General features: G+C 52.3%; 16 protein-coding genes and 1 tRNA gene. 5 read left to right on the top strand and 12 right to left on the bottom strand.

Annotated features, from left to right (window positions below; genetic code table 11):
• Positions 1–95 precede the first annotated feature (95 nt).
• A tRNA-Arg gene (locus EFB08_RS02295) sits at positions 96–169 on the bottom strand.
• Between the two features lie 76 nt (positions 170–245).
• Positions 246–941 carry a TVP38/TMEM64 family protein gene (locus tag EFB08_RS02290; protein ID WP_123125281.1) on the bottom strand — a complete coding sequence of 232 codons (696 nt, stop codon included), beginning with the start codon at positions 939–941 and terminating at the stop codon, positions 246–248.
• Positions 942–1,068: 127 nt separating this feature from the next.
• Here EFB08_RS02290 and EFB08_RS02285 point away from each other — a divergent pair, with 127 nt between their 5' ends.
• Both EFB08_RS02285 and EFB08_RS02280 read left to right on the top strand, forming a co-directional pair.
• A complete protein-coding gene (locus tag EFB08_RS02285) occupies positions 1,069–2,208 on the top strand; it encodes a cystathionine gamma-synthase (RefSeq protein WP_123125280.1) in 1,140 nt (379 codons plus the stop codon).
• A gap of 441 nt (positions 2,209–2,649) precedes the next feature.
• A complete protein-coding gene (locus EFB08_RS02280; RefSeq protein WP_123125279.1) occupies positions 2,650–3,336 on the top strand; it encodes a hypothetical protein in 687 nt (228 codons plus the stop codon).
• A 125-nt stretch (positions 3,337–3,461) separates the two neighbouring features.
• Here EFB08_RS02280 and EFB08_RS02275 read toward each other — a convergent pair whose 3' ends face one another.
• Positions 3,462–4,205, bottom strand: a complete 744-nt coding sequence (locus EFB08_RS02275; protein ID WP_165864774.1) for an SIMPL domain-containing protein — start codon at positions 4,203–4,205, stop codon at positions 3,462–3,464.
• A 178-nt stretch (positions 4,206–4,383) separates the two neighbouring features.
• Between EFB08_RS02275 and EFB08_RS02270 the strand changes: the two genes are divergently transcribed.
• The gene (locus EFB08_RS02270) at positions 4,384–4,827 is read left to right on the top strand and encodes a nuclear transport factor 2 family protein (protein WP_123125277.1); all 444 of its coding nucleotides are present in this window, start codon (positions 4,384–4,386) and stop codon (positions 4,825–4,827) included.
• Positions 4,828–4,926: 99 nt separating this feature from the next.
• Here EFB08_RS02270 and bglX read toward each other — a convergent pair whose 3' ends face one another.
• The 5 genes from bglX to EFB08_RS02245 form a co-directional block, all read right to left on the bottom strand.
• Positions 4,927–7,194, bottom strand: a complete 2,268-nt coding sequence (bglX, locus tag EFB08_RS02265) for a beta-glucosidase BglX (protein ID WP_123125276.1) — start codon at positions 7,192–7,194, stop codon at positions 4,927–4,929.
• Between the two features lie 128 nt (positions 7,195–7,322).
• Entirely contained in the window at positions 7,323–8,459 is a 1,137-nt protein-coding gene (locus EFB08_RS02260; protein WP_123125275.1) for a family 16 glycosylhydrolase, read from the bottom strand.
• A gap of 66 nt (positions 8,460–8,525) precedes the next feature.
• Positions 8,526–9,908: a PKD domain-containing protein gene (locus EFB08_RS02255; protein ID WP_123125274.1), complete on the bottom strand. Its 1,383-nt coding sequence runs from the start codon at positions 9,906–9,908 to the stop codon at positions 8,526–8,528.
• Positions 9,909–9,933: 25 nt separating this feature from the next.
• Positions 9,934–11,517: a RagB/SusD family nutrient uptake outer membrane protein gene (locus EFB08_RS02250; RefSeq protein WP_123125273.1), complete on the bottom strand. Its 1,584-nt coding sequence runs from the start codon at positions 11,515–11,517 to the stop codon at positions 9,934–9,936.
• 11 nt (positions 11,518–11,528) lie between these two features.
• Complete coding sequence (locus EFB08_RS02245; protein ID WP_165864773.1) at positions 11,529–14,570, bottom strand: SusC/RagA family TonB-linked outer membrane protein; 3,042 nt, start codon at positions 14,568–14,570, stop codon at positions 11,529–11,531.
• Positions 14,571–14,867: 297 nt separating this feature from the next.
• Between EFB08_RS02245 and EFB08_RS02240 the strand changes: the two genes are divergently transcribed.
• The gene (locus tag EFB08_RS02240; protein ID WP_123125271.1) at positions 14,868–17,771 is read left to right on the top strand and encodes a ligand-binding sensor domain-containing protein; all 2,904 of its coding nucleotides are present in this window, start codon (positions 14,868–14,870) and stop codon (positions 17,769–17,771) included.
• 104 nt (positions 17,772–17,875) lie between these two features.
• Here EFB08_RS02240 and namA read toward each other — a convergent pair whose 3' ends face one another.
• The 4 genes from namA to EFB08_RS02215 all read right to left on the bottom strand — a co-directional run bounded on the left by namA (position 17,876) and on the right by EFB08_RS02215 (position 21,828).
• Entirely contained in the window at positions 17,876–18,943 is a 1,068-nt protein-coding gene (gene namA, locus EFB08_RS02235) for an NADPH dehydrogenase NamA (protein ID WP_123125270.1), read from the bottom strand.
• Positions 18,944–19,160: 217 nt separating this feature from the next.
• Positions 19,161–19,625, bottom strand: a complete 465-nt coding sequence (locus tag EFB08_RS02230; protein ID WP_123125269.1) for a MaoC family dehydratase — start codon at positions 19,623–19,625, stop codon at positions 19,161–19,163.
• 209 nt (positions 19,626–19,834) lie between these two features.
• Positions 19,835–20,830, bottom strand: coding sequence for an OmpA family protein (locus EFB08_RS02225; protein WP_123125268.1), 996 nt, complete (start codon positions 20,828–20,830; stop codon positions 19,835–19,837).
• Between the two features lie 287 nt (positions 20,831–21,117).
• Positions 21,118–21,828 carry an OmpA/MotB family protein gene (locus EFB08_RS02215; protein WP_123125266.1) on the bottom strand — a complete coding sequence of 237 codons (711 nt, stop codon included), beginning with the start codon at positions 21,826–21,828 and terminating at the stop codon, positions 21,118–21,120.
• 325 nt (positions 21,829–22,153) lie between these two features.
• Here EFB08_RS02215 and EFB08_RS02210 point away from each other — a divergent pair, with 325 nt between their 5' ends.
• The gene (locus EFB08_RS02210; RefSeq protein ID WP_123125265.1) at positions 22,154–22,396 is read left to right on the top strand and encodes a hypothetical protein; all 243 of its coding nucleotides are present in this window, start codon (positions 22,154–22,156) and stop codon (positions 22,394–22,396) included.
• The last annotated feature ends 7 nt before the right edge of the window (positions 22,397–22,403 follow it).

The following is a 22,403-nucleotide window of genomic DNA, read 5'->3' as shown; positions in this document are numbered from 1 at the left end:
TGCAGCAGGGAATCAAAAGTTGTACGAATAAGTGTACGTAGAAAAAGAAAACAGCCTGTAAGATGTTGTCTTACAGGCTGTTTTAAATAACAGGGTGGTCGCGTAGGGAGTCGAACCCCAAACCTTCTGATTCGTAGTCAGATGCTCTATCCAGTTGAGCTACGTGACCAGTTATTTAGTGATGCAAATGTAGAAGCTTTTACGGTGCTGCGCAAGTCCTTGGCTGAAAAAACTTTAAAAAGTTGCTATCTGCTTCTGTTTAAGGCCTTTTTAATTGCACGGTTCAGCAAGAAATACAGCCCACCTAAGGAAATCAAGACCAAGCCGCCCAGTAGAAGTTTGCCCATGGTGCCCGCATTAGGGTCTTTTAAGAGGGTAAGCAGGTCCTGTGCCTGAGTGCCAACCCAGAAGAAAAAGAGTGTACGGGGTAACATGCCCGCCATGCTGGCCAACAGGAAACGACCACGGGGTACCTGCACCAGAGAAAGCACGAAGGTCATGAAGGCAAAAGGCAGGACAGGAGAGATACGGGTCAAAATAATCAAACTCCAGCTGTGCTCCCGCAATTCGTCCATCACTCCTTCAGCTTTGGGGGATTGGTGCAGAAAGGCGGTCATCTTTCCGTGATCAATGAGTCGGGCTACGCCGTAGCCAATCAAAGCGGCCACTCCATAGGAAATAACCACTCCCGGGAAGGCGGCCCAACCAAAAAGAAAACCCGTGGCAAGGGCCACGAAGGTAGTAGGAGTGATGGCAAAGGCCATGGTGAGGGAAACCACCAAAAAGTAGAGAATCAGTTGCAACGGGGTGAGGGACTCCAGCAGGTCCTGGTTGTGGTAAAGCCAAAGAGCTAAGCCTGAACTAGCCACCACAGGAATCACCACCAGCAAAAGAGAATAAAGAAGCGTACCGGTATTTTGTTTCAGGAGTTTCTTCCACATAAGCGTCCGAATATCGGGGATTTTTAGGAAAGTACGGGGAAAACGTGCCGAGGGCTGTCCAAGGGCCTGGCTTGGAAACTTGAAGGCATTTTCTCTAACTTGCGCCGATACTACCGTATAAGACTCTATGAAATTCGGAACCAAGACCATACACGCTGGCGTATCGCCAGATCCTACCACCGGCGCCATCATGACGCCTATTTACCAGACCTCGACCTACGTGCAGCGCTCCCCCGGAGACCATCAGGGTTATGAATATTCCCGTACCCACAACCCTACCCGCACGGCTCTCCAAAACTCGCTGGCAGCGCTGGAGAATGGAAAACACGGGCTGTGCTTCGCCTCGGGTATGGCCGCTACGGACTGTATCATCAAGATGCTGAAGCCCGGCGATGAGGTCATCGCCACCAATGACCTGTACGGGGGCACCTACCGCATCTTCACCAAGGTGTTCCAGGAGTACGGCATCAAGTTCCAGTTCGTGTCCATGGCCGACATCAGTACCATTGAGCAGTACGTGTCCGAGAACACCAAGATGGTGTGGGTGGAAACGCCTACCAACCCGCTGCTCAACATCATTGACATCAAAGGTGCCGCCGAGATTTGTAAAAGACGCAACCTGCTGCTGGTGGTGGACAATACTTTCTCCACGCCGTACCTGCAAACGCCGTTGGACCTGGGCGCCGATATTGTCATGCACTCGCTTACCAAATATATGGCCGGTCACTCAGACGTGGTCATGGGTGCCATTGTGGTTCAGGACGATGAACTGGCCGAGCGCCTGGCGTTCCTCCAGAATGCTTGCGGCGGCACGCCTGGTCCGCAGGACTGCTTCCTGGTGCTGCGCGGCATCAAGACCCTGCACATCCGTATGCAGCGCCACTGCGAGAACGGGAAAGCCGTAGCCGAGTACCTGCGCCAGCACCCCAAAGTGGAGAAAGTGTTCTGGCCCGGCTTTGAGAACCACCCTAATCACCAGATCGCTCGCGACCAGATGCGTGATTTCGGGGGGATGATTTCCTTCGTGCTGAAGGGCGACCGCCAGGAAGACGCCATCCAGGTGCTGGAGAAACTGCATTATTTCGCGCTAGCCGAGTCACTGGGCGGAGTGGAATCACTGTGCGGACACCCCGCTACCATGACGCACGCCAGCATCCCGCAGGTTGAGCGTCTCAAAGGTGGCTTGTCTGACTCACTTATCCGCCTGAGCGTGGGCATTGAAGACGTAGAAGACTTGATCGCCGATCTGGAGCAGGCCATTGGTTAATGTGAGATTGAGAGAATGATTGATTGAAAGAATTCAGGTTGCTGGGTTCCTGTAAATAGAACTAGAAGCCTGTCTGGTGTTTGTGCCGGGCAGGCTTCTCTGTTTTTAACCTGTTTCCCAAAAAGAAGCCCTGAAACGATAGCCAATTCTGTAGGGACAATCCCTTGTGGTTGCCCTCATACGAATGCAAACGTAATGGGCAACCACAAGGAATTGTCCCTACAAGTCTAGGAGGAGAAAACCATTCGTGGTTGGAAGTTGCGTTTTAAGACAGATTTCCTGAAAAGAGCCCTGAAACAGCTCGGTAGACAATTCCTAGTCTACGGTGGATAACCTTCCAAAATTCAATTCCGTTTTAAATAGAGAAGGAGAGAGAGCCATCTGGGCTTTTCAGAATTCAATCTATTTATTTCACTTACCCAAGGGAGAGGAGTGTGAACGATGGTATTAGCCAATTGCCGAGCCCAATTCACCGCCAATGATTTTGATTTCGTGGCCAGCGTGTTGTCCCGCCAGAACAGCCAGCGCATTAGCCTGGTAGAACTGCTCAGTGACCCTGAGTGCCGTGACGAGATGCTGGACCATGAGGCCCTGCCCAAAGCCCTGCTTTCTAGAGAAGGACAGGTGGAGGTATCTCAGCAACTGTATTTCTATGTGCTGGCCCGTACGGCCCTGCGTCGGCAAGGGATAGAAGACCGCGACCTGGCTGATTACCTGGGAGCGCTTCTCTGGAGATTCTCCACCGTGCAGAGCATGCACTCGCCCCATGACAAACTGCCGCACCAGTTCCACTACATCGTGGAGATGCTGGAGGCCCTGACCACTGCGTCGGCGGCCGAGGCTTTTTTGATTCGCGTGCACATCGGGAACTATGCCCTGTTTTTGTCGGGCATGTTCAGGGCGTGGATTGAACGCCGGCAGCAGCGCGGAGCCCCAGACTTTTCTTTCTATGAGGAAGTAGGCCGATCCAGTTTCCGGACCGCCGCCCACCATAAACTAGCCTCCCAATTAGAACTGGCCCAAATCTATCATCAACTAGCCGAAGGATTCCGGCACGCCCGCTTGGCCTTGAACGAACTGGCCCACCAGGTCTGGAATCCGAAGGCTGAGCCGCCGTTCACCATGTAAAAGGGAGGGGATGGCAACATCTTGCCCGAGCAGATTTGGAGTTGGTTTCCGTAAAACGGCCCTAAAACAAAGCTTGACAGGTTTCCCGTACCTCTTCCGCTCAGCCAGAACACCAGCCAAACGGATTAATCTATCTGATAGGTGGCGTGGCACGTGCTGCTGAAAATAATAAGGTCTGGGGTCATGCGTAGTCCAGTGTTTCCAATGCCTTTGGCCTCAAGCCGCATACTGGTTTCCTGCGCCATAACAGCATCGCCAATGATAGAACTGCCTCTAGAATTGTAATTTGCCATTTCCAGCAGTTTGCCCTTTGTCACCTGTGACGTTCGGCACAGTTGGTCGGCGGTTTTGGAGGCTTCTTTGAGCGCCAGCAAATCAGCCTCGCGCTGAAGACTATCAGCTTGGGTGTGGGAGTACCGGATGTGTTGAATGCGGTTGATGCGGGTTTTCAAGAGGCCTTCCATGAAAGACTCCAACTGCTTGAGGTTGGTGAGCTTGATGGTGATGGACTGCGAGGTGTTGTAGCCCACGAATTTATTCTGATTCTGCAGGTATTGGTACTCTTTATTGGCCGAGACACTGCTGATTCTGATGTCCTCGGGCTGGGACGTGAATTGTCTGGACAAGGCCAGTACCTCCTCCGTTACGATCTTCATCTCCTGCACGGCGTCTCTCATGCGGGGTCTGGTAAAAGAGGATTCCACGGTAATCTCGGCCAGGTCTGGATAAGAGGTGAGGCTGCCGAAGCCAAGAACCTTTACCTGCCGGGGCGGAGCCGCAGCCTGCGGAGTGCAGGAGGCCAGCAAAACTAACACCAGAAGAGATGGCCCCAGGAACAAGGCAAACGGGCGGAGACAAAATTTTTTCATATAGGAGGAAGATAAAGGGTTTGCGTCAGATACCATGATTCACGCCAGCGTGGTTTTCCATAAACAGACGAAGGAAAAATGTTTAGGTGGTGCTGTCTGTACTAGTAAATTCTAAAGCAGAAGAAGAGCGCTAAAAGAAGAATGTCTACATTTAGAACATACAACAAACCCTGAGTCAATGAAACGTTACCTAAACAGATGGCTGATTCTGTTAAGCATTTCCCTGATTGGCTTTCTTGCCACCGCCCAGGCGCAAACGAAAGAGGAAAAACAAGTAGCCGCGGCGGTGGAGCAATTGAAACAAGCCATGATCTCGGGTGAGCGAAAAGCCTTGGAAGCGATAGTTTCTGATGCGCTGAGTTACGGCCACTCCAGCGGAAAAGTAGAAGATAAAGCGGCCTTCGTGGAAGCCATTGTAAGCGGCACCTCCGATTTCGTGACCATGGACCTGACGAACCAAACCATCCGGGTCACCGGCAAAACCGCCATTGTGCGGCATCAACTTACCGGCGAAACCAATGACAGCGGCAAACCTAGTACGGTAAAATTGGGGGTAATGCTGGTTTGGCAGAAGCAAGGAAGTGCTTGGAAACTCCTGGCCCGGCAATCCTTCAAATTATGATTTGAATCGGTCAATAGATAGGCTTACACAAAAAAAACGCCCGCTGCAAAGCGGGCGTTTTTGGTTCAGTTTCATAAAAGAGGCTTTAAACCGACTTCCTTAAATGGAGGTTAACGTGAAAGGAAGTTCCTGCGTGTCACGCGAGTTTCCGCCTACCATTACTTTGAAGTCGCCGGGCTCTGCCCCGAAGGTCATGTCCTGGCGCCAGAAAGAAAGATCGGTGGCGTTCAGGGTGAAGGTGACGGTTTTCTTTTCGCCGGGGGCGAAGGATAGCTTCTGGAACTTCTTCAGTTGTTTCACTGGACGGGCAGTGCTACCCACTAAGTCACGGATGTATAGCTGCACCACTTCTTCGCCGACTACTTTTCCGGTGTTGGTGACCTCTACCGTTACAGTTAAGGTTTCATTGCCCGCCAGGCTGCTTTTGTTCAGGGTAGGTTTGCCGTAGCTGAATGTGGTGTAGCTTAGACCGTACCCAAATGGGTACAGCGGTGTGTTAGGCACATCGCGGTAGCGGGACCGGTACACGCGCTCGCTGCCCGGTTCAGAGTGGTTGCCTTCATACATGCGGCCAGTGTTTTTGTAGTTGTAGTACAGCGGCAACTGTCCCACGGCTCTTGGGAAAGAGAGCGGCAGTTTTCCGGCTGGGTTGTACTCACCATACAAAACGCTGGCTACGGCATTACCAGCCTCAGATCCCAAAGACCAGGTAGCCAGGATAGCCGGGATGTTCTGGTCCAACCAGCTCAGTTCCAGGGCGCGGCCACTGCTCACCAACGCCACAATGGGTTTGCCGGTTTTATGGATTTCCTTTACCAAGTCCAGTTGATTGCCCGGTAAACCCACATCGGCGCGGGAAGCACCCTCTCCGTTCATCACAGCACTTTCGCCAATGGCCATGATTACCACATCGGCTTTCTGGGCGGCGGCTACGGCCTCGGCGAACATAGCGGTGGTGTTGCTGTAAAGGTCGCAACCTTGGGCATACGTTACCTCCGCGCCTTTGGCGTATTTCCTGATTCCCTCCAGGAAACTCACGGCGTGTTGCTCCTCCCCGAAGAAAGACCAGGTTCCGTTCATGTCGGCTTTGTTGTTACCCAACGGCCCAATCACGGCGATTCTCTTCACGTTTGCGGTGAGCGGAAGCAAGTTGCCTTGGTTTTTCAGCAACACAATAGATTTGCGGGCCATGTCAAAGGCGGCTGCCAGGTTCTCTTTGGAGCGGATTTCTTTTTTCTCGCGCTTGGTGTCTGAGTACTGGTAAGGCTTGTCAAAAAGGCCCAGCTTGAATTTGAGCCATAGCACCCGGCGAACTGATTCATCCAGAACTTTCTGGTCCAGTTTGCCGCTTTTCACCATCTCGGGGATGAAGCGAAGGTACGCCTCGCCCATCATATCTACATCGGTGCCGGCTAATAGGGCTTGCTGGGCAGCCTGCCCGTGGTCTTTGGAATAGCCATGTTGGACCATCTCGGTGATGTTCTGCCAGTCAGAGATCACGGCACCTTTGAACCCCCACTCTTTGCGCAGGATCTGTTGCATGGTGAACATGTTGGCCGTGGCAGGCACGCCATTCAATTCATTGAACGACGACATCAACGTGGCGGAACCTGCATCCAAAGCAGCCTTGAACGGCGGAAGATACACATCGCGCAACAGGTACTCAGATACATCTGTGGTGTTGTAATCCCGACCGGCTTCAGCGGCACCGTAGGCCACGAAGTGCTTCACACAAGCCGCCATGGTACGTGGATCTGCCAGGTCTTTGCCCTGGAAACCTTTCACGCGGGCGGCGGCAATCAATGAACCCAGATACGGGTCTTCGCCGGCACCTTCGGCCACACGTCCCCAGCGGGAGTCGCGGGTAATATCTACCATGGGAGCAAACGTGAGGTTGATACCACCGGCTGTTGATTCCAGGGCTGCCACGCGGGCACCGTTTTCAATGGCCGCTAGGTCCCAACTGGCAGATTCGCCTAGTGGAATAGGGAAAATAGTTTTGAACCCATGGATGATATCGGCGCCAATCAGCAGCGGAATGCCCAGCCTAGACTCCTTCACGGCCAGTCTCTGTAATTTGCCAATGTACTCGGCTCCGTGGATGTTGAAGACGCCGGTAATCTGGCCTTTCCGGATAGATTCGTTGAATTGCTGCGCCTTGGGAGAGTTCTGGGTTGGACCAGTGTTGAACAATTCGCCCACCACAAAATTGAGCTGACCTGCTTTCTCTTCTAAGGTCATTTTGGCCAAAAGGGCCTCAATTCGTTCTTCAATGGGCTCTTTGGCTGCTTTCTGGGGTGAGGTGAATGAGGTAAAGGTGAAGAATGTAAAACTTAGTACTAAAATAGAGGTGGTAAACCTTTTCATGGGTTTGGTTTTAGGTGAAAGTTGTTGCCCCTTTCTTCCGTCTGAAGAAAAGGGATTTGAAATAAGGCCGTTTTAAGGAAAAAGCCCGGAAAACGGGTAGGAAAAAAAGCGTTTTCCGGACTGGCTCCTTATTGGTGCCGATTTGTGGGTAAGGTGTTCGCGAGAAAAGGGAAGAGGCCTTTCGGGAGAAAAGACGTAGTACCGGTGGAGGCTTTCTGGGTTTTCACCGCTAGAGTTTTAGTGTAGGTCTGGCCTTTGTGTTGTACCCGCACTTTCACTTTTCCTGGCTTTGTTCCCCAGTTGACCACCGCCTCGGGTGAGTTTTGGCCCCTGACAAGGGTAGCGCCTGATGGAAGTTTCCAATTGTAAGTGGCATTGGCCAGGCGGCTGGCTTTGAAGGTGACGTTCTGGGCCGTTGGTTCCACTACTGCCGGGCCGGTGAGGGCCAGGTCTTTGAACTGCTGGTACACGCGTACATACTCTACCTCCATGCGGGTGCTGGTGAGGTTTGGGTCGATCCCGTTTTTCAGGCCGTTTGTCTCAAGCGAAGGTTCGCTGCCCAGGTTTCCGCCTACGGCGATGTTCATGATAAGGAAGAAATCATCCTCAAAGGGCCAGGTTTTGGCGTCCTTCACGGGAGGAGCATAGGTGTAGTAAAGCGTATTGTCCACGAAAACCTTCAGGTCGTTTTCGGTCCATTCCAAGGCATATACGTGGAAAGCGGTAGTGGCATCCGGCACGGGAGTAAAGGCTAGGTTCTGCGTGTTTCCGTAGCTGGAAGGCGAATGTAAGGCGGTCTGCACAATGCCCGGCCTTTTGTCAATGTATTCCATCACGTCAATTTCGCCGCAAGCGGGCCAGCCTTTCGTGGTCACCGATTCACCCAGCATCCACAACGCGGGCCAGGTGCCCACCCCGGGTGCCAGTTTGGCCTTGAATTCTACCCGGCCGTACGTGAATTTGATTTTGCCCTGTGATTTCAATCTAGCCGAAGTCCAGTTGCCATCCTTTTTAAGGGCTTCTATCACCAGCTTGCCGTTGGCTTGGCGCGCATTGGCCAATTGGTTTGTGTAAGACTGTAGCTCGTGGTTTCCCCAGCCGTCGTGTCCGTTGCCTAGGTCATAACTCCAGTAAGCGGGATTGGGGGCGCCTTCGCCTTCAAATTCATCACTCCAGATCAATTCATTAAACGTAGGGGTCTGGGCCACTGCCTGCCACCCGAGGGCCAAGCAGAGGAAAAGGGTCAGATAGTATATTTTCTGCATTTTAGAGGAGGTTCATAAAAAGTAAGCCAAAAACGGGAAGTCTTTGGCTTACTTTCTGGTGAAGGGTTAAGGCATCAGACGGAAATCGTCTAGGTAGAAAATACCCGGATTGAAGTGGCCTTCGCCCCCTAACTGCACTACAATTTTGTCAAAATCGGTGCGGGCGCTTACGTTGCTGAAATCAAAGGTAAGCTCCACCCACTGATCCATCTGGGTTACTTTCTGGATCACCTCGGCTTGGGTGGTATAAGCATTCCCTCCCAACAGTGAGTTCTGGAGTTTCACCGATACCTGTTTCTGCAGGGTTTTCACGGCCCAGTCCTCGGCTCCCAACATGCTGGTATAGTCGTTGAAGGAAGGCACAAACACTTTCAGTTTGATGATGTTACGCTGTGACAGGTCAATGCGGTAGCCCAGGTCAATGAAGATGTTCGCGAATTCATTAGCCTGACCAGCGGACTTGGTGTAACGGGCTACTTTGTCTGAGGTGTTGATGCCTACCTGGGCCGGGTTGTCAAAGCTTTCGTTGAACAGGGCTCTATCAGTAGACCAGGTGAAGTTACCAGGCTCATCAAAGGTGTCGTTGATGTCTACCACCTTGAAAGGCTTCTGAATTACCGGTGGGGTGTATCCCTTGGGTACCAGCACGTAATTACGAACTCCTTCCCCGCCGCAGCAAACCTTACGAATGACCAGTCTGTTCTCGGAAAGCTCCATGACCTGGTACACGCCTTCGTTGTCATCCCAAGCGATGGTTTCTCCGTTGCTCACTGACAGCATGGTTTTGCCGTCTTCTTCGTACAGGTTCCAGGTGCTGGCTACCGGGGTGGCGGGTTGGGGAACGCACTGGTTTTCTGCCCCGTTGTTGATACCCCACATGGCACCCTTGCTTTGGTTTTCGAACTTGAAGCCGGCCAGGGAGAAGGTGTATTCATCATCTTTCATGCAGTCGTTCTGCTCGGAAAGGGGCTGGCTCCACCAGTTATTACCGCCCGCGGCCACCTGTCCGCCAAAGTTCATAGGCCCTACCGGACTGAACACCCAGGTTTTGCCTGCAGTCTGGCTGGCGCCACCTGTCAGGAAGTTATAGTCTTCCCGGTTCAGCATGACAGGGTTGGTTTGTGCGATGTTGATGGTTTTGCTGCTGCTAGCCGAGCCGCCGCTGGTGTAGATGGTGAGTTTCACGGTATAATTCCCTTCCAGCGGAAAGGCACCGTCTACTTCCATGCCCTCGGCGGTGGTTCCGTTGCCAAAGTCCCAGAGCGCTTTGAACCCGGGAGCCGTGCTTTTGAAATGCACGATGTTGGGGTTTGCGGCATCATAGGTGTGGGTGAAGGTGACCTGCTCTGCGGTAGGCGGCGTGCCTAACTCCGGATCTTCCAGTTCGCAGCCAGTCCAGGCAAAACAGGCCAGAAACAGGAGGGTGACATATGATATATATTTCTTCATGGTCTTGTTTCTTTTAAGATGAAAATTAATAACCTGCATTTGGCTTGAGAAGACCCGCTGAAAGGTCTATTTCGCTTTGAGGAACAGGCAGGAATCCTCTTCTGGCAGTGTTGAACTGAAGGTTGTAATCAGTTAAAGTTCCTTCGTAGTTCTCTGGAAGGGTGGTTCTGTTGACGGTGATGGCTGCCGCCGCCGCGGCGGTTCCCTGGCGAAGCAAATCCCAGTAGCGGTGTCCTTCCAGGGCCAACTCTACGCGGCGCTCTTTGAAGATATTCTCCAGGGTAGCCGGTACGGGGGCAAGACCCACCCGGGCTCTCACGCGGGTCAAAGGCGCTTGGGCATCGCTGGTGCCGGTCATTACCATGAGTTCTGAGGCCATGAGCAACACGTCTGAAAAACGGATGGCGCGGTAGTTGTTTCCCCAGTTCAACTCCAATTGCCCGGCTGATGGCGCGTACTCTTTGGAGGTGGTGTATTTCTGGCTGAAGTACCCGGTGTGCTGGTACCCGATGTTCAGGTTATCCTTGCCGCCTTCTAATTCAGTTTCGGCGAGAATGGTAGCGTCACGGCGAGGGTCATTGGCTTCAAAGGCATCATACAGCTCCTGGGTTGGGGTTCCTGTGCTCCAACCGGCCAAGTAGTTTTCTATGGCCGTGTTCTTGATGCGGGGACCTTGCTGCTGCGGCTGCATGTTGCCTTCGCCACCTTGTACATACCCCCAGTCAAACCACGGGTTTTCATCTGAGTAAGAAATCTCCCACACAGACTCCACGCTGAACTCATTGGCTCTGGTGAAATTGTCTGCATAGTTCGGTAGCAGATTATGACCACTGGTAGCGATGATGTCGTTCAGGTGCTGCAAAGCCACCGGAGCGGTGATGGCCGTGCTGCCCGCTTGCAAGTCCTGGTTGTAAACGCCCTTGTAGAACAGATACGCTTTGGCTAACAACGCCTTGGCGGCCCATCTGGTAGCGCGGCCAGTGCTGGCGCGAAGGTTTGAGGCGGGTAAATCAGCCATGGCTTCGGTTAAGTCCAACGCAATCTGATCGTACACGGCTTTTGGAGTGGCCTGCGGCTGGTTGTACTCACTAGGGGCAAGCGGAGTAAGGTGCAGCGGAACATTCTCGAACAAGCGAACCAAGTCCAGGTAGAAATGGGCTCTGAGGAATTTCGCCTCGGCAATGGTTCTTTTTTTGAAATCGTCTGGCGCGTCTATATCCGCAATGCGTTGCAACAGGGTATTTGCCCGGGCAATGCCAATGAACCCTTTCCGCCAGAGGCCCAGCACCTCCCCATTGGTGGTTAGGACCTGGTGGCGGTCCATTTGCAACAGGTTCGGCTCTGAGCTAGGCTGACCCGCGGAGTAAGCATCATCGGAAAGAATATCCAGGACCAGCGGAGTTGGATGGAACCCAACCACTGTGTTCCATTGCAGCACATCGTACACGCCAATCAGCGCCTCTGTGGCATCAGCCTGTGTTCTGTAGAAGTTTTCCTCGGTTCTGGTGTCTTTGGGGTCTAAATCCAGAAAGTCACTGCAACTGGTTGCAGTACCCAAAAGCAGCCCGGCAAGCAAAAGGGTGGATGTCTTTTTAACTATATTTTTCATCTGTAAAATCTTTAGAAAGTGGCGTTAACTCCAAGTCTGAACGTTCTAGACTGCGGATAAACCCCGCGGTCAAAGCCTATGTCTAAGCTGCCTCTGGCTCCAATTTCCGGATCGAATCCTGAGTAGTCTGTAAGGGTGAACAGGTTGTCAGCAGAAACGTAGATGCGTAGCTTCTGTAAATGGATGCTGGAAAGGGCACCTGCCGGTAGGCTGTAGCCTAACTGTAAGGTTTTCAGGCGCACATAGTCTCCGTCTTCGATAAACAGGTCAGAAACCCGGGTGTAGTTACCGTTGGTATCGTTCCAGGTGAATCTTGGGAACTCATTGGTACTGCCTTCGCCGGTCCAGCGGTTCAGGAACCTGGTTTGCTGGTTTGCCCGCACGATATCGTAGCGGCGGATTCCGTTGAAGATCTGGTGACCGAACGCGCTGTTGAAGAAGGCGCTTACATCAAATCCTTTGTAGTCGAAGCCCAGGTTCAGGCCAAGTACCGTTTTAGGGGTAGGATTCCCAATCATGGTTCTATCTGAGCCATTCAAGGCACCATCTCCGTTCACGTCCACGAATCTGACATCACCGGGTACGGCATTGGCTTGAAGCGTCTGTGCTTCTACCTCGGCCTGGTTTTGGAAAATGCCGGCTGTTTTGTAGCCGTAGAAGTAGCCAATTGGCAAGCCTTCTTTGCTTTGAGACGCTAATCCGTAGGTAATGAAGTTGGCTCCTGTTAAGATGCCTTCTGCATTGTTGATGGCGATCACCTCGTTTTTGTTGAAGCTTCCGTTCAGGCCAATGTTATAGCCAAAGTCACGAATATCACCTTGGTAGTTGACGGCAAACTCAAAACCAGAGTTTCTTACCTCGCCGCCGTTCACAAAGGGCGCATTATAACCGGTGTGTCCTAAGATGGGCGGACGAACCAGCAGGCCTTTGGTGGTTTTGATGTAATAGTCAGCGGTAACGGAAAGAGCGTTGTTGAAGAAAGCGAGGTCAATACCTAAGTCGGTTTGCTCAGAGGTTTCCCACTTCAGCTCAGGGTTAGGAGCATCCAAGGCGGCGGCACCACTCAGGTAGCCAATCGCACTGCCTCCGTTGTAGAAAGTATAGCCTCGGCCAACGCCAATCTGGGCGGCCCAAGGATAGTTACCTCCAATCTCTTCGTTTCCGTTCTGGCCCCAGGAAGCTCTGATCTTGGCCAGGCTGATGAGGTTTCCCTGCGGGAAGAAAGATTCGTCTGAAAGTACCCAGCCGGCAGAGAAAGAAGGGAAGACAGCGTATTGGTTGTTACGCCCGAATCTGGAAGAACCATCTCTCCGCACGGTGGCTGTTAACAGGTATTTGCCTTGGTAGGCATAATTTGCTCTTCCGAAGAAGGAAAGGATAGAACCCTCGCCGAAACCACCGGTAGCCCGGGCAGTTCCTGCGCCAACGGCTAAGTTCAGGTAAGCCATGTTAGGGTCAGCCGTAACCAATCCGGTGTTTGAGCCGAATAACCCCTCACTGCGTCTTTTAAGAGCGGATGTACCAGCGGTCAAGCCCAGGCTATGATCCCCGAAGTTCTTGTTGTAGTTGAAATAGTTCTCGGCTTGCCAGGTGTAGTACCGATCGGTCCCTCTGGACACCAAAGAGGTGGCGTTTTGCTGAGCCGCATTCAGGAAGTAAACCGGGTTGTAGTTGGTGCTTACCACATAGGCTAAGTCAATGCCCAAGGTGGAACGGAAAGTAAGGCCTTCCAGCAGTTTAACCTCGCCGTAGATATTGCCTACAAATTTGTCTACGTTGGTGAGGCCATTCATTACCTGCAGACGCGCTAACGGGTTTACTACTTCCTGTGACACGTGAGGAGAGATGGCAAACACATTTCCGTTTGCATCCCTGACCACCGGGTTAAGGGTATAAGTGGTTTGAGCCAGTTTTTCAGGATCCGTCTCATAAACGGGAGTCAGGGGATCCATGTTCAGGGCATTGTTCAGGATGCCGCCAAACTCCTGGTTGGGGTCAAAGGATCTTCTTTTGATGTGCGTATAAGCCAGATTGGTCCCGAATTTCAGGAAGCTTTTCACCTGGTTGTCGGCGTTCACCCGGGCAGTGTAGCGCTGGAAGTTAGACTTGTCGCCACCCACAATTCCGTCCTGGTCAAAGTAGGAGAGGGCCGCAGAGTAAGCTGATTTCTCGGTGCCGCCGGTCACGGTTATCTGGTGGTTCTGAATAGGAGCGTTCTTCTCGAAGATAGCGTCCTGCCAGTCGGTGCCGCCAGTAAATTGGCTGGGGTCTGCAAAAGGAGGAGTCATGCCGGCATTAGCAGCACCTTCATTCATGAGGGTGGCATACTCGCGGGAGTTAAGCAGTTCCAGCTTCCTCCAGGGGTTCTGAACACCCATGTAGCCGTCATAGGAAACATTCATGGTGCCATCTCTCTTGCCTTGTCTGGTGGTGATGATCACTACCCCGTTACCGCCCCTTGCGCCATAAATGGCTGCCGAGGCCGCATCCTTAAGAACCTCCATGGACTCAATGTCGCCTGGGTTCAGGTAATCAATACCGCCCACCGGAAAACCGTCTACTATATAAAGCGGACTTGCATTGCCGGTAGAACCTATCCCCCGGATACGAACAGTAGGCGCATCGCCTGGTTGGCCGGAGACGTTGGTCACCTGCACACCCGCTACCCGGCCTTGGAGCGCCTGCTCAATACGGGTGATCGGGGTTTGGGTGATTTCCTCTGCGCTAACCGAGGAGATAGCCGTGGTAACTTCGCGCCGAACCTGCGTGCCGTACCCAACTACCACCACTTCTTCTAGTGCTCTTTGGTCTTCCTGTAAACTTACGTCTACGGTAGTTCTTCCATTGATAGGCTCTTCTTTGGAAACGAAACCAATATAAGAGAAAACCAGGGTAGTACCGGTGGCAGGAGCCTGAATCTGGAACCTACCCTCCACGTCTGTGGAAGAACCGGCGGTGGTGCCTTTCACCACCACACTTACGCCCGGCAATGGTTCCCCGTTCCGGGCCGAAGTGACGCGCCCAGTGATGGAGGTCTGGGCAAATGCTATCACACAAAGGTGGCATAGCAAGAATACTAGTAAATTTTTCTTCATGTTTTAAGGTGGTTATTTCACTTGTGGTAAAACAGTGGATAAATGTAGGGGAGATGGTAAGGTCTCTCCTAATAAGCCGGTACATCAATACTACATCAAAGGTGGATTAGCCAGTACATCAGTACTACATCAAGGAAGGTGAAAAGCTTGTATTCAATGTTTTGTGCTGTTTTTTAAAAATAGTTACGGTTAGAATTAACATTTCATAATTACATCATTACATTTATATGATAATATACTAAAGTGATATTCCAAATGCTAGACAAAGTAGGTTTTGTTCGATTGATTCTGATGTGTCTGGCCCTGCTGGCGGGCTCATCAGTTCAGGCACAGCACTACTTCTTTGGCAATCCTATCATCCGCAATTATAAACCCGAGGAATTCAAAGGAGGTATCCAGAGTTGGGGGATTGTGCAGGACGAGCGGGAGGTGCTGTACATCGCCAATAACTTTGGCTTACTGGAGTTTGACGGGGCTACCTGGCAGCTGTACTTTTCCAAAAACGGCATTAAAATGCGATCTGTGTATGTGGGTTCTGACAACAGGATCTACGTGGGCAGTCAGGCTAACTTCGGGTTCTACAAGCCCAACAAGCAAGGGGTTCTCCAGTACCATTCCCTGGCCGACAGCCTACCCCAGAAATACCGGAATTTTGATGAGGTCTGGCGCATCTATGAACAGGATGGCCGGGTTTACTTCTTTACCTTCAAGAATATCTATGCCTATACACCCGGCAAAAAGCTTCAGGTGATTGCCCCGGGCAACCCCTTGAGTTTCTCCTACCAGGTGAACAAAGAGATTTACACCCTGGTGTTAGGCAAGGGGCTTTCTGTTCTGGAGAACAACAAACTGCGTCTGCTGCCCGGAACCAACTTTTTCTCTGAAAAACCAATTGCCTCCATTCTGCCCTTCGCCAAGAACCAACTCATCATCTTCACCATCAAAGAAGGCGCTTACCTTTATGATGGGAGGTCAGTGACTCCTTTCCAGATGGCCCCGGATTTAGCAGGAGCCGGGCTCATCATCAACCAGGCTTTGCTGCTGAAAGACGGTAATTTTGCCTTAGCCACCCAGAACAAAGGACTGGTGCTGATGAACAACCAAGGCCAGATGCTACTGAATACCACCATGCAGGAAGGGCTGCTGGACAATACCATCCATACGGTGTACCAGGATACCCAGGAGAACCTTTGGTTGGGCATGAACAACGGCATTTCTATGGTAGAGTTGAGTTCGCCTTTTAGCCGCCTTGACGGGACCACGGGTTTGTCTGGGACAGGTTATTCGGCTTTGCAAAAAGGGAATGCGCTTTATGTGGGTACCAACAGCGGGTTGTATGTCTCTGAGGTTTCCTCTAATAAAAAGCGGTTTTCTCTGGTGCCCAACAGCACCGGGCAAGTGTATCACTTGGACCAGGTAGGAAGCCAGGTGCTCATGGGGCACCACAATGGCCCTTATCTCATCAAAGATGGTCAGGCTACCCTGATAAACTCGGGGACCGGGGTTGGTGCCTGGGAGTTTGTGCCGCTGCCCAACACCCCAGAGAAGGTGGTGATGGGTAGCTACAATGGCATAGGCTTGCTTTCTGCCTCTGATCAAGGAATCAATTTCCTGAAGAATCTTCCCGGGTTGGATGAATCGTCCAGGGTGCTGGCGTTTGACAAGGACGGGGAACTCTGGATGGCCCATGGCTACAAAGGCATCTTCCGGATAAAGCTGGACCCGGTTCAGGAGAAGATCACTTCCGTCAGGTTCTACAACTCCAAAAACGGCTTGCCCTCAGACCAGTTGGTGAACATGGAGAAGATTGGCAATGAGCTCATCTTTCCCGCGCTCTTTGGCGTGTATCGGTTTGACAAGGCCAAGGACCGCTTCGTGATGGATCAGCAGTACTCAAAACTGTTCGCCCCTAATGAGCACGTGATTGAGATGGAGCAAGATGTGCAGGGCAACATCTATTTCCTTTCTAACCAGCGCGTGGGCAAAATCACGTTTGATAAATTCGGGAAACCCACGCTGGAAGACCAGTTGTTTAAAAATCTGCGCGAGCAACTCAACGATGACCTGAGTTCAATCCAGGTGCTGGACATCAACAATGTGCTGTTCGGGGCCAAGGAAGGGTTTATTCATTACAACGCCGCCAAAACCAAACGGATGGTGCCGTTCCATACCCAGTTAGCCCGCGTGTACACCATCTCCAACGAAGCAGACTCCCTGTTGCTGTCTGGGCGTAGCTTAGAAAAGGCCACGGATTTGGAGCTGCCTTTCGCCTTAAATTCGTTACGGTTTGTGTATGCGGCCTCTTTTTACGAAAAGCCCGAGAAAACGCAGTTCCAGTACTTCCTGAAGAACTTCGACAACCGTTGGTCTGAGTGGACCACCAAAACCGAAAAGGAATACACCAATCTGCCCGAGGGAACCTATCTTTTCCAGGTACGGGCTCGCAACATATACGGCACCATCAGTGAGGCGAAGAGCTTCGAGTTTGTGGTGGCTCCGCCTTTTTACCGGAGCACCTGGGCGTACATGGTGTACACGGTATTGGGCATGCTGATGCTGGGGGCGGCTTTCTACCAGGTAGACCATCGGTTTAAGAACGAGAAACGCCGCATTCTGCTGGATAAGGAGCGCAAACTGGGGCAGAAGGAGATTGAGATCAGGCACATCACCAACCAGAGCGAACAGGAGATTGACCGCCTCCGTAACGAGAAGTTCCAGGCCGAGCTGGACCACAAGAACCGTGAGCTGACCTATTCCACCATTCACCTCATCAACAAAAACGAACTGCTCACCAACGTGAAGGTGGAGTTGCAGGAGATTCTGGAAAACGGCGGCCGCACGGCCCCACAGGAGGAACTGAAGAAGATTATCCGCAGCATTGACCAGAACATCACCAGCGAGGTAGACTGGAAACAGTTTGAGCTGCACTTCAATCACGTCCACGGCGATTTCATCCACCGTTTGCAGGGCCAGTTCCCGAATCTTACCCCGCAGGAAATAAAATTGAGCACCTATCTACGCCTGAACCTGACCACCAAAGACATCGCGCAGCTGCTCAACATTTCGGTGCGAGGCGTGGAGATCAGCCGCTATCGCCTGAGAAAGCGCCTTTGCCTGGACCGCAGCGAAAACCTCACCGATTTTATGCTCAAGTTTTAACGCGCTCTTTATACGTAAGCCACCCTGCCGTTTAGAGCCTGTTTTACAGAAAACAGGCTCTAAACGGCAGGGTGGCTTTTATCTTTCCGGAAACGAAACGGCGGTTAATCGTGGGCGCGTTGATATTGCACCGGCCATTCCAGGTCCACGCCCAGTTGCTTGGCTGCCCGCAGCGGGAAATATGGGTCGCGCAGTAATTGGCGGGCAAGCAAAACCACATCGGCTTGGCCGCTGGAGATGATGTCTTCTGCTTCTTGCGGTGTGGTGATCATGCCCACGGCACCCGTCATGATGTCTGCTTCCTTCTTTATTTTCTCGGCGAACTGCACCTGGTAACCGGGGCCTACCGGGATCCGGACTTTGGGTACGTTGCCGCCTGTGGAGGTATCGATGAGGTCTACGCCACGGGCTTTCAGTTCACGGGCAAGGGCCACGGAGTCGTTCTCGTTCCAGCCGTCTGGGGTCCAGTCTGTAGCCGAGATGCGTACCCAAAGCGGATACTCAGCTGGCCAGACTTCTTTCACGCTGTCCACTACTTCCAGCAGCAGCCGGATGCGGTTTTCAAAGGATCCGCCGTATTCATCGGTACGGTGGTTACTCAGGGGCGAGAAGAACTGGTGCAGCAGATAGCCATGCGCCCCGTGTAACTCCACCACCCTGAACCCAGCTTCCAGGGCCCGAGCGGCGGCAGTTCTAAAATCTGTGACCACCTTCTGGATGCCGACTTTGTCTAAGGCTTCTGGGGTGATGCCGCCTTCCTGAAAGGGAATGGCACTTGGAGCCACGGTAGTCCAGGCGCCTTCCTCGCCCGGATGCAGGGCTTTGCCACCTTGCCAGGGCGATGTGTGGCTGGCTTTGCGGCCGGCGTGGGCCAACTGGATGCCCGCAATAGATCCGTTCGCCTCCAGGAAAGAGACAATCCGTTTCAGGTTAGGAAGGTGTTCGTCTTTCCAGATGCCTAGGTCATGGGGCGTGATGCGGGCCTCAGGCGAAACCCCGGTGGCTTCCAGGAGGATGAGGCCGGCTCCGCCCACGGCCCGACTACCCAGATGCACCAGGTGCCAGTCATTGGCAAACCCATCCTGGCTGGAGTACTGGCACATTGGTGATACCACGATCCGGTTTTTCAGCCGGACACTTTTTATCTGTAAAGGAGTGAAAAGCGCGCTCATAGGAATTGATTTTACTGAAATCCTTCATACTTCCTCCGGTACCAAAGGGTTTGCTGATATCAGTCGGTAAGGAAAAAGTGCCAGCTCATGCTTTTGCGGTTAGTTTAAGCAAATCAGGCCCAAAGCAAGCTCGCTGATGTCCAGAATAAGAAAGGCCGCTCCTACTTGAGCGGCCTTTCTTATTCTGGTTTACCAAGCCCCGAAGGGAAGGATTTTCTTAGTTGAAGTGGTATAGGAACGTAATCACGCCGGTGAACGCAGGTTTCTTGCTGCCTTCAATTTCCATGGTTACCTCTAAACGGGCTTTGATGACGCCGCGCAGGTCTTTTGCCGAGAGCAGTTTCACCCGCAGGCGCAGGGCGCTATTTACCGCCACGGCCTGGTTGAACCGCAGGCTTTCAATCTCATAGTTCACCTGCATCTTCAGGTTCTCAATGGAAATGATCTGGCCCCACAAATAGGGCAGCAGCGAAACCGTTAGATAGCCATGGGCAATGGTGCCCCCAAAAGGCGATTCCGTTTTGGCCCGCTCCGCATCCAGGTGAATCCACTGGTGATCCAGGGTTGCATCGGCGAAAAGGTTGATTTGTTCCTGGGTGATGGTGTGGTACTCTGATACACCAATTTCGGTCTCCTCGTATTGTTGCAGGTCCTGGAAACTGCGGATGATGATCTTGCTCATGAAATTTTGGTCTTGTCTGTTAGGTAGAACCTGTAAGGTGGCGGGGATAAAGGGCTAAAGGTAACTTCTTTTAAGTATTTGTAAAAGTATGCCCCTAGAAGGCTGTGAAATCAATGAGGCTTGTTGGGCATATATCTAATAGGAAGGAGCCAAAACGCCGGTGAATATTCCCGGTGTTTTGGCTCCCTTTTGGAAAAACGGCCCAGAAACTAGTTGGCCTCCAGAATCTGGAACAACTCGTCTAACTTGGGCGTGAGGATGATCTCGGTGCGGCGGTTTTTCTGACGAGCATCGGCGGTTTTGGCGGCATCCAGAGGCGCATTCTCCGCGCGGCCCGATGGCGTAATTTTGGTGCCAGCCAGGCCTGCGTTGGTGAGAATACGGGTGATCTCGGTGGCGCGCAGTACACTTAGGTCCCAGTTGTCCTGCATGCCGGCGGTGCCTTTTGAGACGGGAACATCATCGGTGTGGCCTTCTACCAGCACGTTCACGTCTTGCTGGTCCTTGAGAGCCGCGGCCAGTTTGCGCAAAGCATCCTGTCCTTTGACGTCTACTTTGGTGGAGCCAGATTTGAAGAGCAACTGCTCAGACAAGGATACATACACTTTGCCGTTGCGCACGTTCACCGACAGGTCTTTGCTGTTGAAGCCTAGCAGGGCGTTGCTTACTTTGGTGCGAAGGGCATTTACGGCTTTGTCTTTCTCGGCTAAGATGCGTTCCAGTTCGTTAAGGCGTTCTTCCCGCGTTTTCAGGTCCTTGCTCAGTTGGTCAAGTTGGGAGCGGTTCTTGGTGAGGGTTTCGTTTAGTTTGTTCAGCTCCTCATCGCGGCGCGAGAGGTCTTTGGAGAGTTTGGAAGACTCCAGTGCGCTGTTGGCCATGAGGCGGTCATGGTTTTTGATGAGCTTGTCATAGGTGCTGCTCAGGTCTGCGTACAAAGCCTGGGTTTTGCGCAGGGTGCCGCCCAGCAGGGTAGTGTCGGCGGCTAGTTGCGAGCGGTACTCGGTGAGGTCGGCTACCTGCTTGGATAGGTCTGAGCTTTCCTTCCTGGTTTTGGAGAGGGCACTCTGGCAATCGGCTTTCTCACGTTCCAGTTTTACTTTCTGGGCCAGGAGCGAGTTGTATTTCTTGGTGGTGGTGCAGGAACCCAGTAAAAAGGTGCTCAGCACGGCTACTCCGGCATACCGGAGCAAAGATGAGTGAAACATGACAGGGGTTAGTAAGTGTGGAAGATGCAAATACAAAGGGTATAGTGGTTTTGTACCAGACGGGCCAGTGCAAAAGAACAAGTTTTCTGACCAGCTGAAAGCCAGACGTTACCCAAAGATAAGCAGCAAGGCCTTTGCCCCAAACCTGAGGGTACGTTTTTTGCCTCGATTCTTGAAAAGTGGCCAAAAACAGAAGAAGCCGGACCATGCGCCCGGCTTCTTCGATTAATGCTGTTTTATGTGTCCGTGCCCGGTAACAGGAAAGAATCTGGACAACAGGAAGACGCTTAGTTTGTCTGGATCAGCTTCAGGATCTTCTCAAAGTTAGGCGCCAGGATAATCTCGGTACGGCGGTTGCTTTGGCGGGCCTCCGGGGTACGGGTCATGGCTACCGGAGTGAATTGACCACGGCCGGCCGGTACCACCATCTGCGGCGGAACCCCGTTGTTGATCAGTAAACGGGTAATCTCGGTGGCACGCAGCACGCTCAAATCCCAATTGTCTTTGTAAGTGACGTTGGCAGCGGCTACGGCTACGTCATCGGTGTGGCCCTCAATCAGGATCTCAGTGTCCCGCTGTGACCGGATGGCGTTGGCCAGTTTGCCCAGTGCACTCTGTCCGTTGGGGTTTACTTTGGTGCTGCCTGAGGCGAAAAGCAGTTTCTCTGGCATGGTCACATACACCTTGCCGTCTCTTACGGCCACGGTCAGTCCCTGCTCTTTGAAACCGGCCAGGGCTTCGTTCACAGATTCGCGCAGCTCGTTGAGGATTCTTTCTTTCTGGGCAATTTGCTGTTGGTACTGAGCCAGTTTGGCATCACGGTCACGCAGATCGGCGTTGGCCTGTTCCAGGCTGCGCTGGGCGGCAGTTTTCTCTTTTTCCAGTGCATCTTTGCTTGCTTCCAGCTCTTTGTACTTCTTAGAGGAGACACAAGAACCCAGGACAGCTACTCCCAAAATCAAGGCGGCGGCGGATGAGGCGAAACGTGTTTTCTTCATAGGTGGCAATTTTACAATAAAGGTTAACGGTGGTGGTTTGAAAAGGCCGCTGGAACAAACGAGCGCCTGCCAGAGACCTTGGCTTTGAAACGGACGCAAATAAATAATAATTGCCTGAAGTATTCTAATTTACTTTATCCTCGTTGTAAAGTATTGGGGAGGTGCTGCTTACAAAACAATCGCGCAGGTTTTGCCTGATGAACCCCGCCAAGCCCTGGCAATTGCGTTTAAGGCAGCTTTTCCAGAAAACGGAGGCAAAACGCCGCGTTGAAGGAGGGCAGGCGGCAACAAGTAGTAGATGATTTAAGCCTTCTTTTCTGAAAACATGCCCCAAACCGCTCTTCGTTGGATGGTTTTTGGTTCTCAAGGGCTCATGAAGAAAATGGATAGGTGGGCGGCAAACCAGAAACTATCGAAAGTAAAAACCGGTACAACCCCTTTTACCGGAGAACAGGTGGATTTGAAGGGTAAACTAGGGAGCTATCTTTTCTTTTTTATCTTTGCACGCGTATTAGTAACTGCTTGCGGTTTCCCCACTGGAGGCTTCATTGTTGATAAAAACCTTTAGAGCATCA

This window comes from Rufibacter latericius (assembly GCF_003721515.1).
Lineage (GTDB): Bacteria > Bacteroidota > Bacteroidia > Cytophagales > Hymenobacteraceae > Nibribacter > Nibribacter latericius.
The sequence above is the reverse complement of the archived record's forward strand: the minus strand, read 5'-3'. Positions and strand labels throughout refer to the sequence as shown.

What these genes read in the sequence shown, in the direction of transcription:
- EFB08_RS02285 (WP_123125280.1), top strand. Translation starts at nt 1,069, where the DNA reads ATGAAATTCGGAACCAAGACCATACACGCTGGCGTATCGCCAGATCCT.
- EFB08_RS02250 (WP_123125273.1), bottom strand. Translation starts at nt 11,517, where the DNA reads ATGAAAAATATAGTTAAAAAGACATCCACCCTTTTGCTTGCCGGGCTG.
- EFB08_RS02230 (WP_123125269.1), bottom strand. Translation starts at nt 19,625, where the DNA reads ATGAGCAAGATCATCATCCGCAGTTTCCAGGACCTGCAACAATACGAG.
- EFB08_RS02255 (WP_123125274.1), bottom strand. Translation starts at nt 9,908, where the DNA reads ATGAAGAAATATATATCATATGTCACCCTCCTGTTTCTGGCCTGTTTT.
- EFB08_RS02290 (WP_123125281.1), bottom strand. Translation starts at nt 941, where the DNA reads ATGTGGAAGAAACTCCTGAAACAAAATACCGGTACGCTTCTTTATTCT.
- EFB08_RS02270 (WP_123125277.1), top strand. Translation starts at nt 4,384, where the DNA reads ATGAAACGTTACCTAAACAGATGGCTGATTCTGTTAAGCATTTCCCTG.
- EFB08_RS02225 (WP_123125268.1), bottom strand. Translation starts at nt 20,830, where the DNA reads ATGTTTCACTCATCTTTGCTCCGGTATGCCGGAGTAGCCGTGCTGAGC.
- EFB08_RS02260 (WP_123125275.1), bottom strand. Translation starts at nt 8,459, where the DNA reads ATGCAGAAAATATACTATCTGACCCTTTTCCTCTGCTTGGCCCTCGGG.
- namA (WP_123125270.1), bottom strand. Translation starts at nt 18,943, where the DNA reads ATGAGCGCGCTTTTCACTCCTTTACAGATAAAAAGTGTCCGGCTGAAA.
- EFB08_RS02210 (WP_123125265.1), top strand. Translation starts at nt 22,154, where the DNA reads ATGCCCCAAACCGCTCTTCGTTGGATGGTTTTTGGTTCTCAAGGGCTC.
- EFB08_RS02240 (WP_123125271.1), top strand. Translation starts at nt 14,868, where the DNA reads ATGCTAGACAAAGTAGGTTTTGTTCGATTGATTCTGATGTGTCTGGCC.
- bglX (WP_123125276.1), bottom strand. Translation starts at nt 7,194, where the DNA reads ATGAAAAGGTTTACCACCTCTATTTTAGTACTAAGTTTTACATTCTTC.
- EFB08_RS02275 (WP_165864774.1), bottom strand. Translation starts at nt 4,205, where the DNA reads ATGAAAAAATTTTGTCTCCGCCCGTTTGCCTTGTTCCTGGGGCCATCT.
- EFB08_RS02215 (WP_123125266.1), bottom strand. Translation starts at nt 21,828, where the DNA reads ATGAAGAAAACACGTTTCGCCTCATCCGCCGCCGCCTTGATTTTGGGA.
- EFB08_RS02280 (WP_123125279.1), top strand. Translation starts at nt 2,650, where the DNA reads ATGGTATTAGCCAATTGCCGAGCCCAATTCACCGCCAATGATTTTGAT.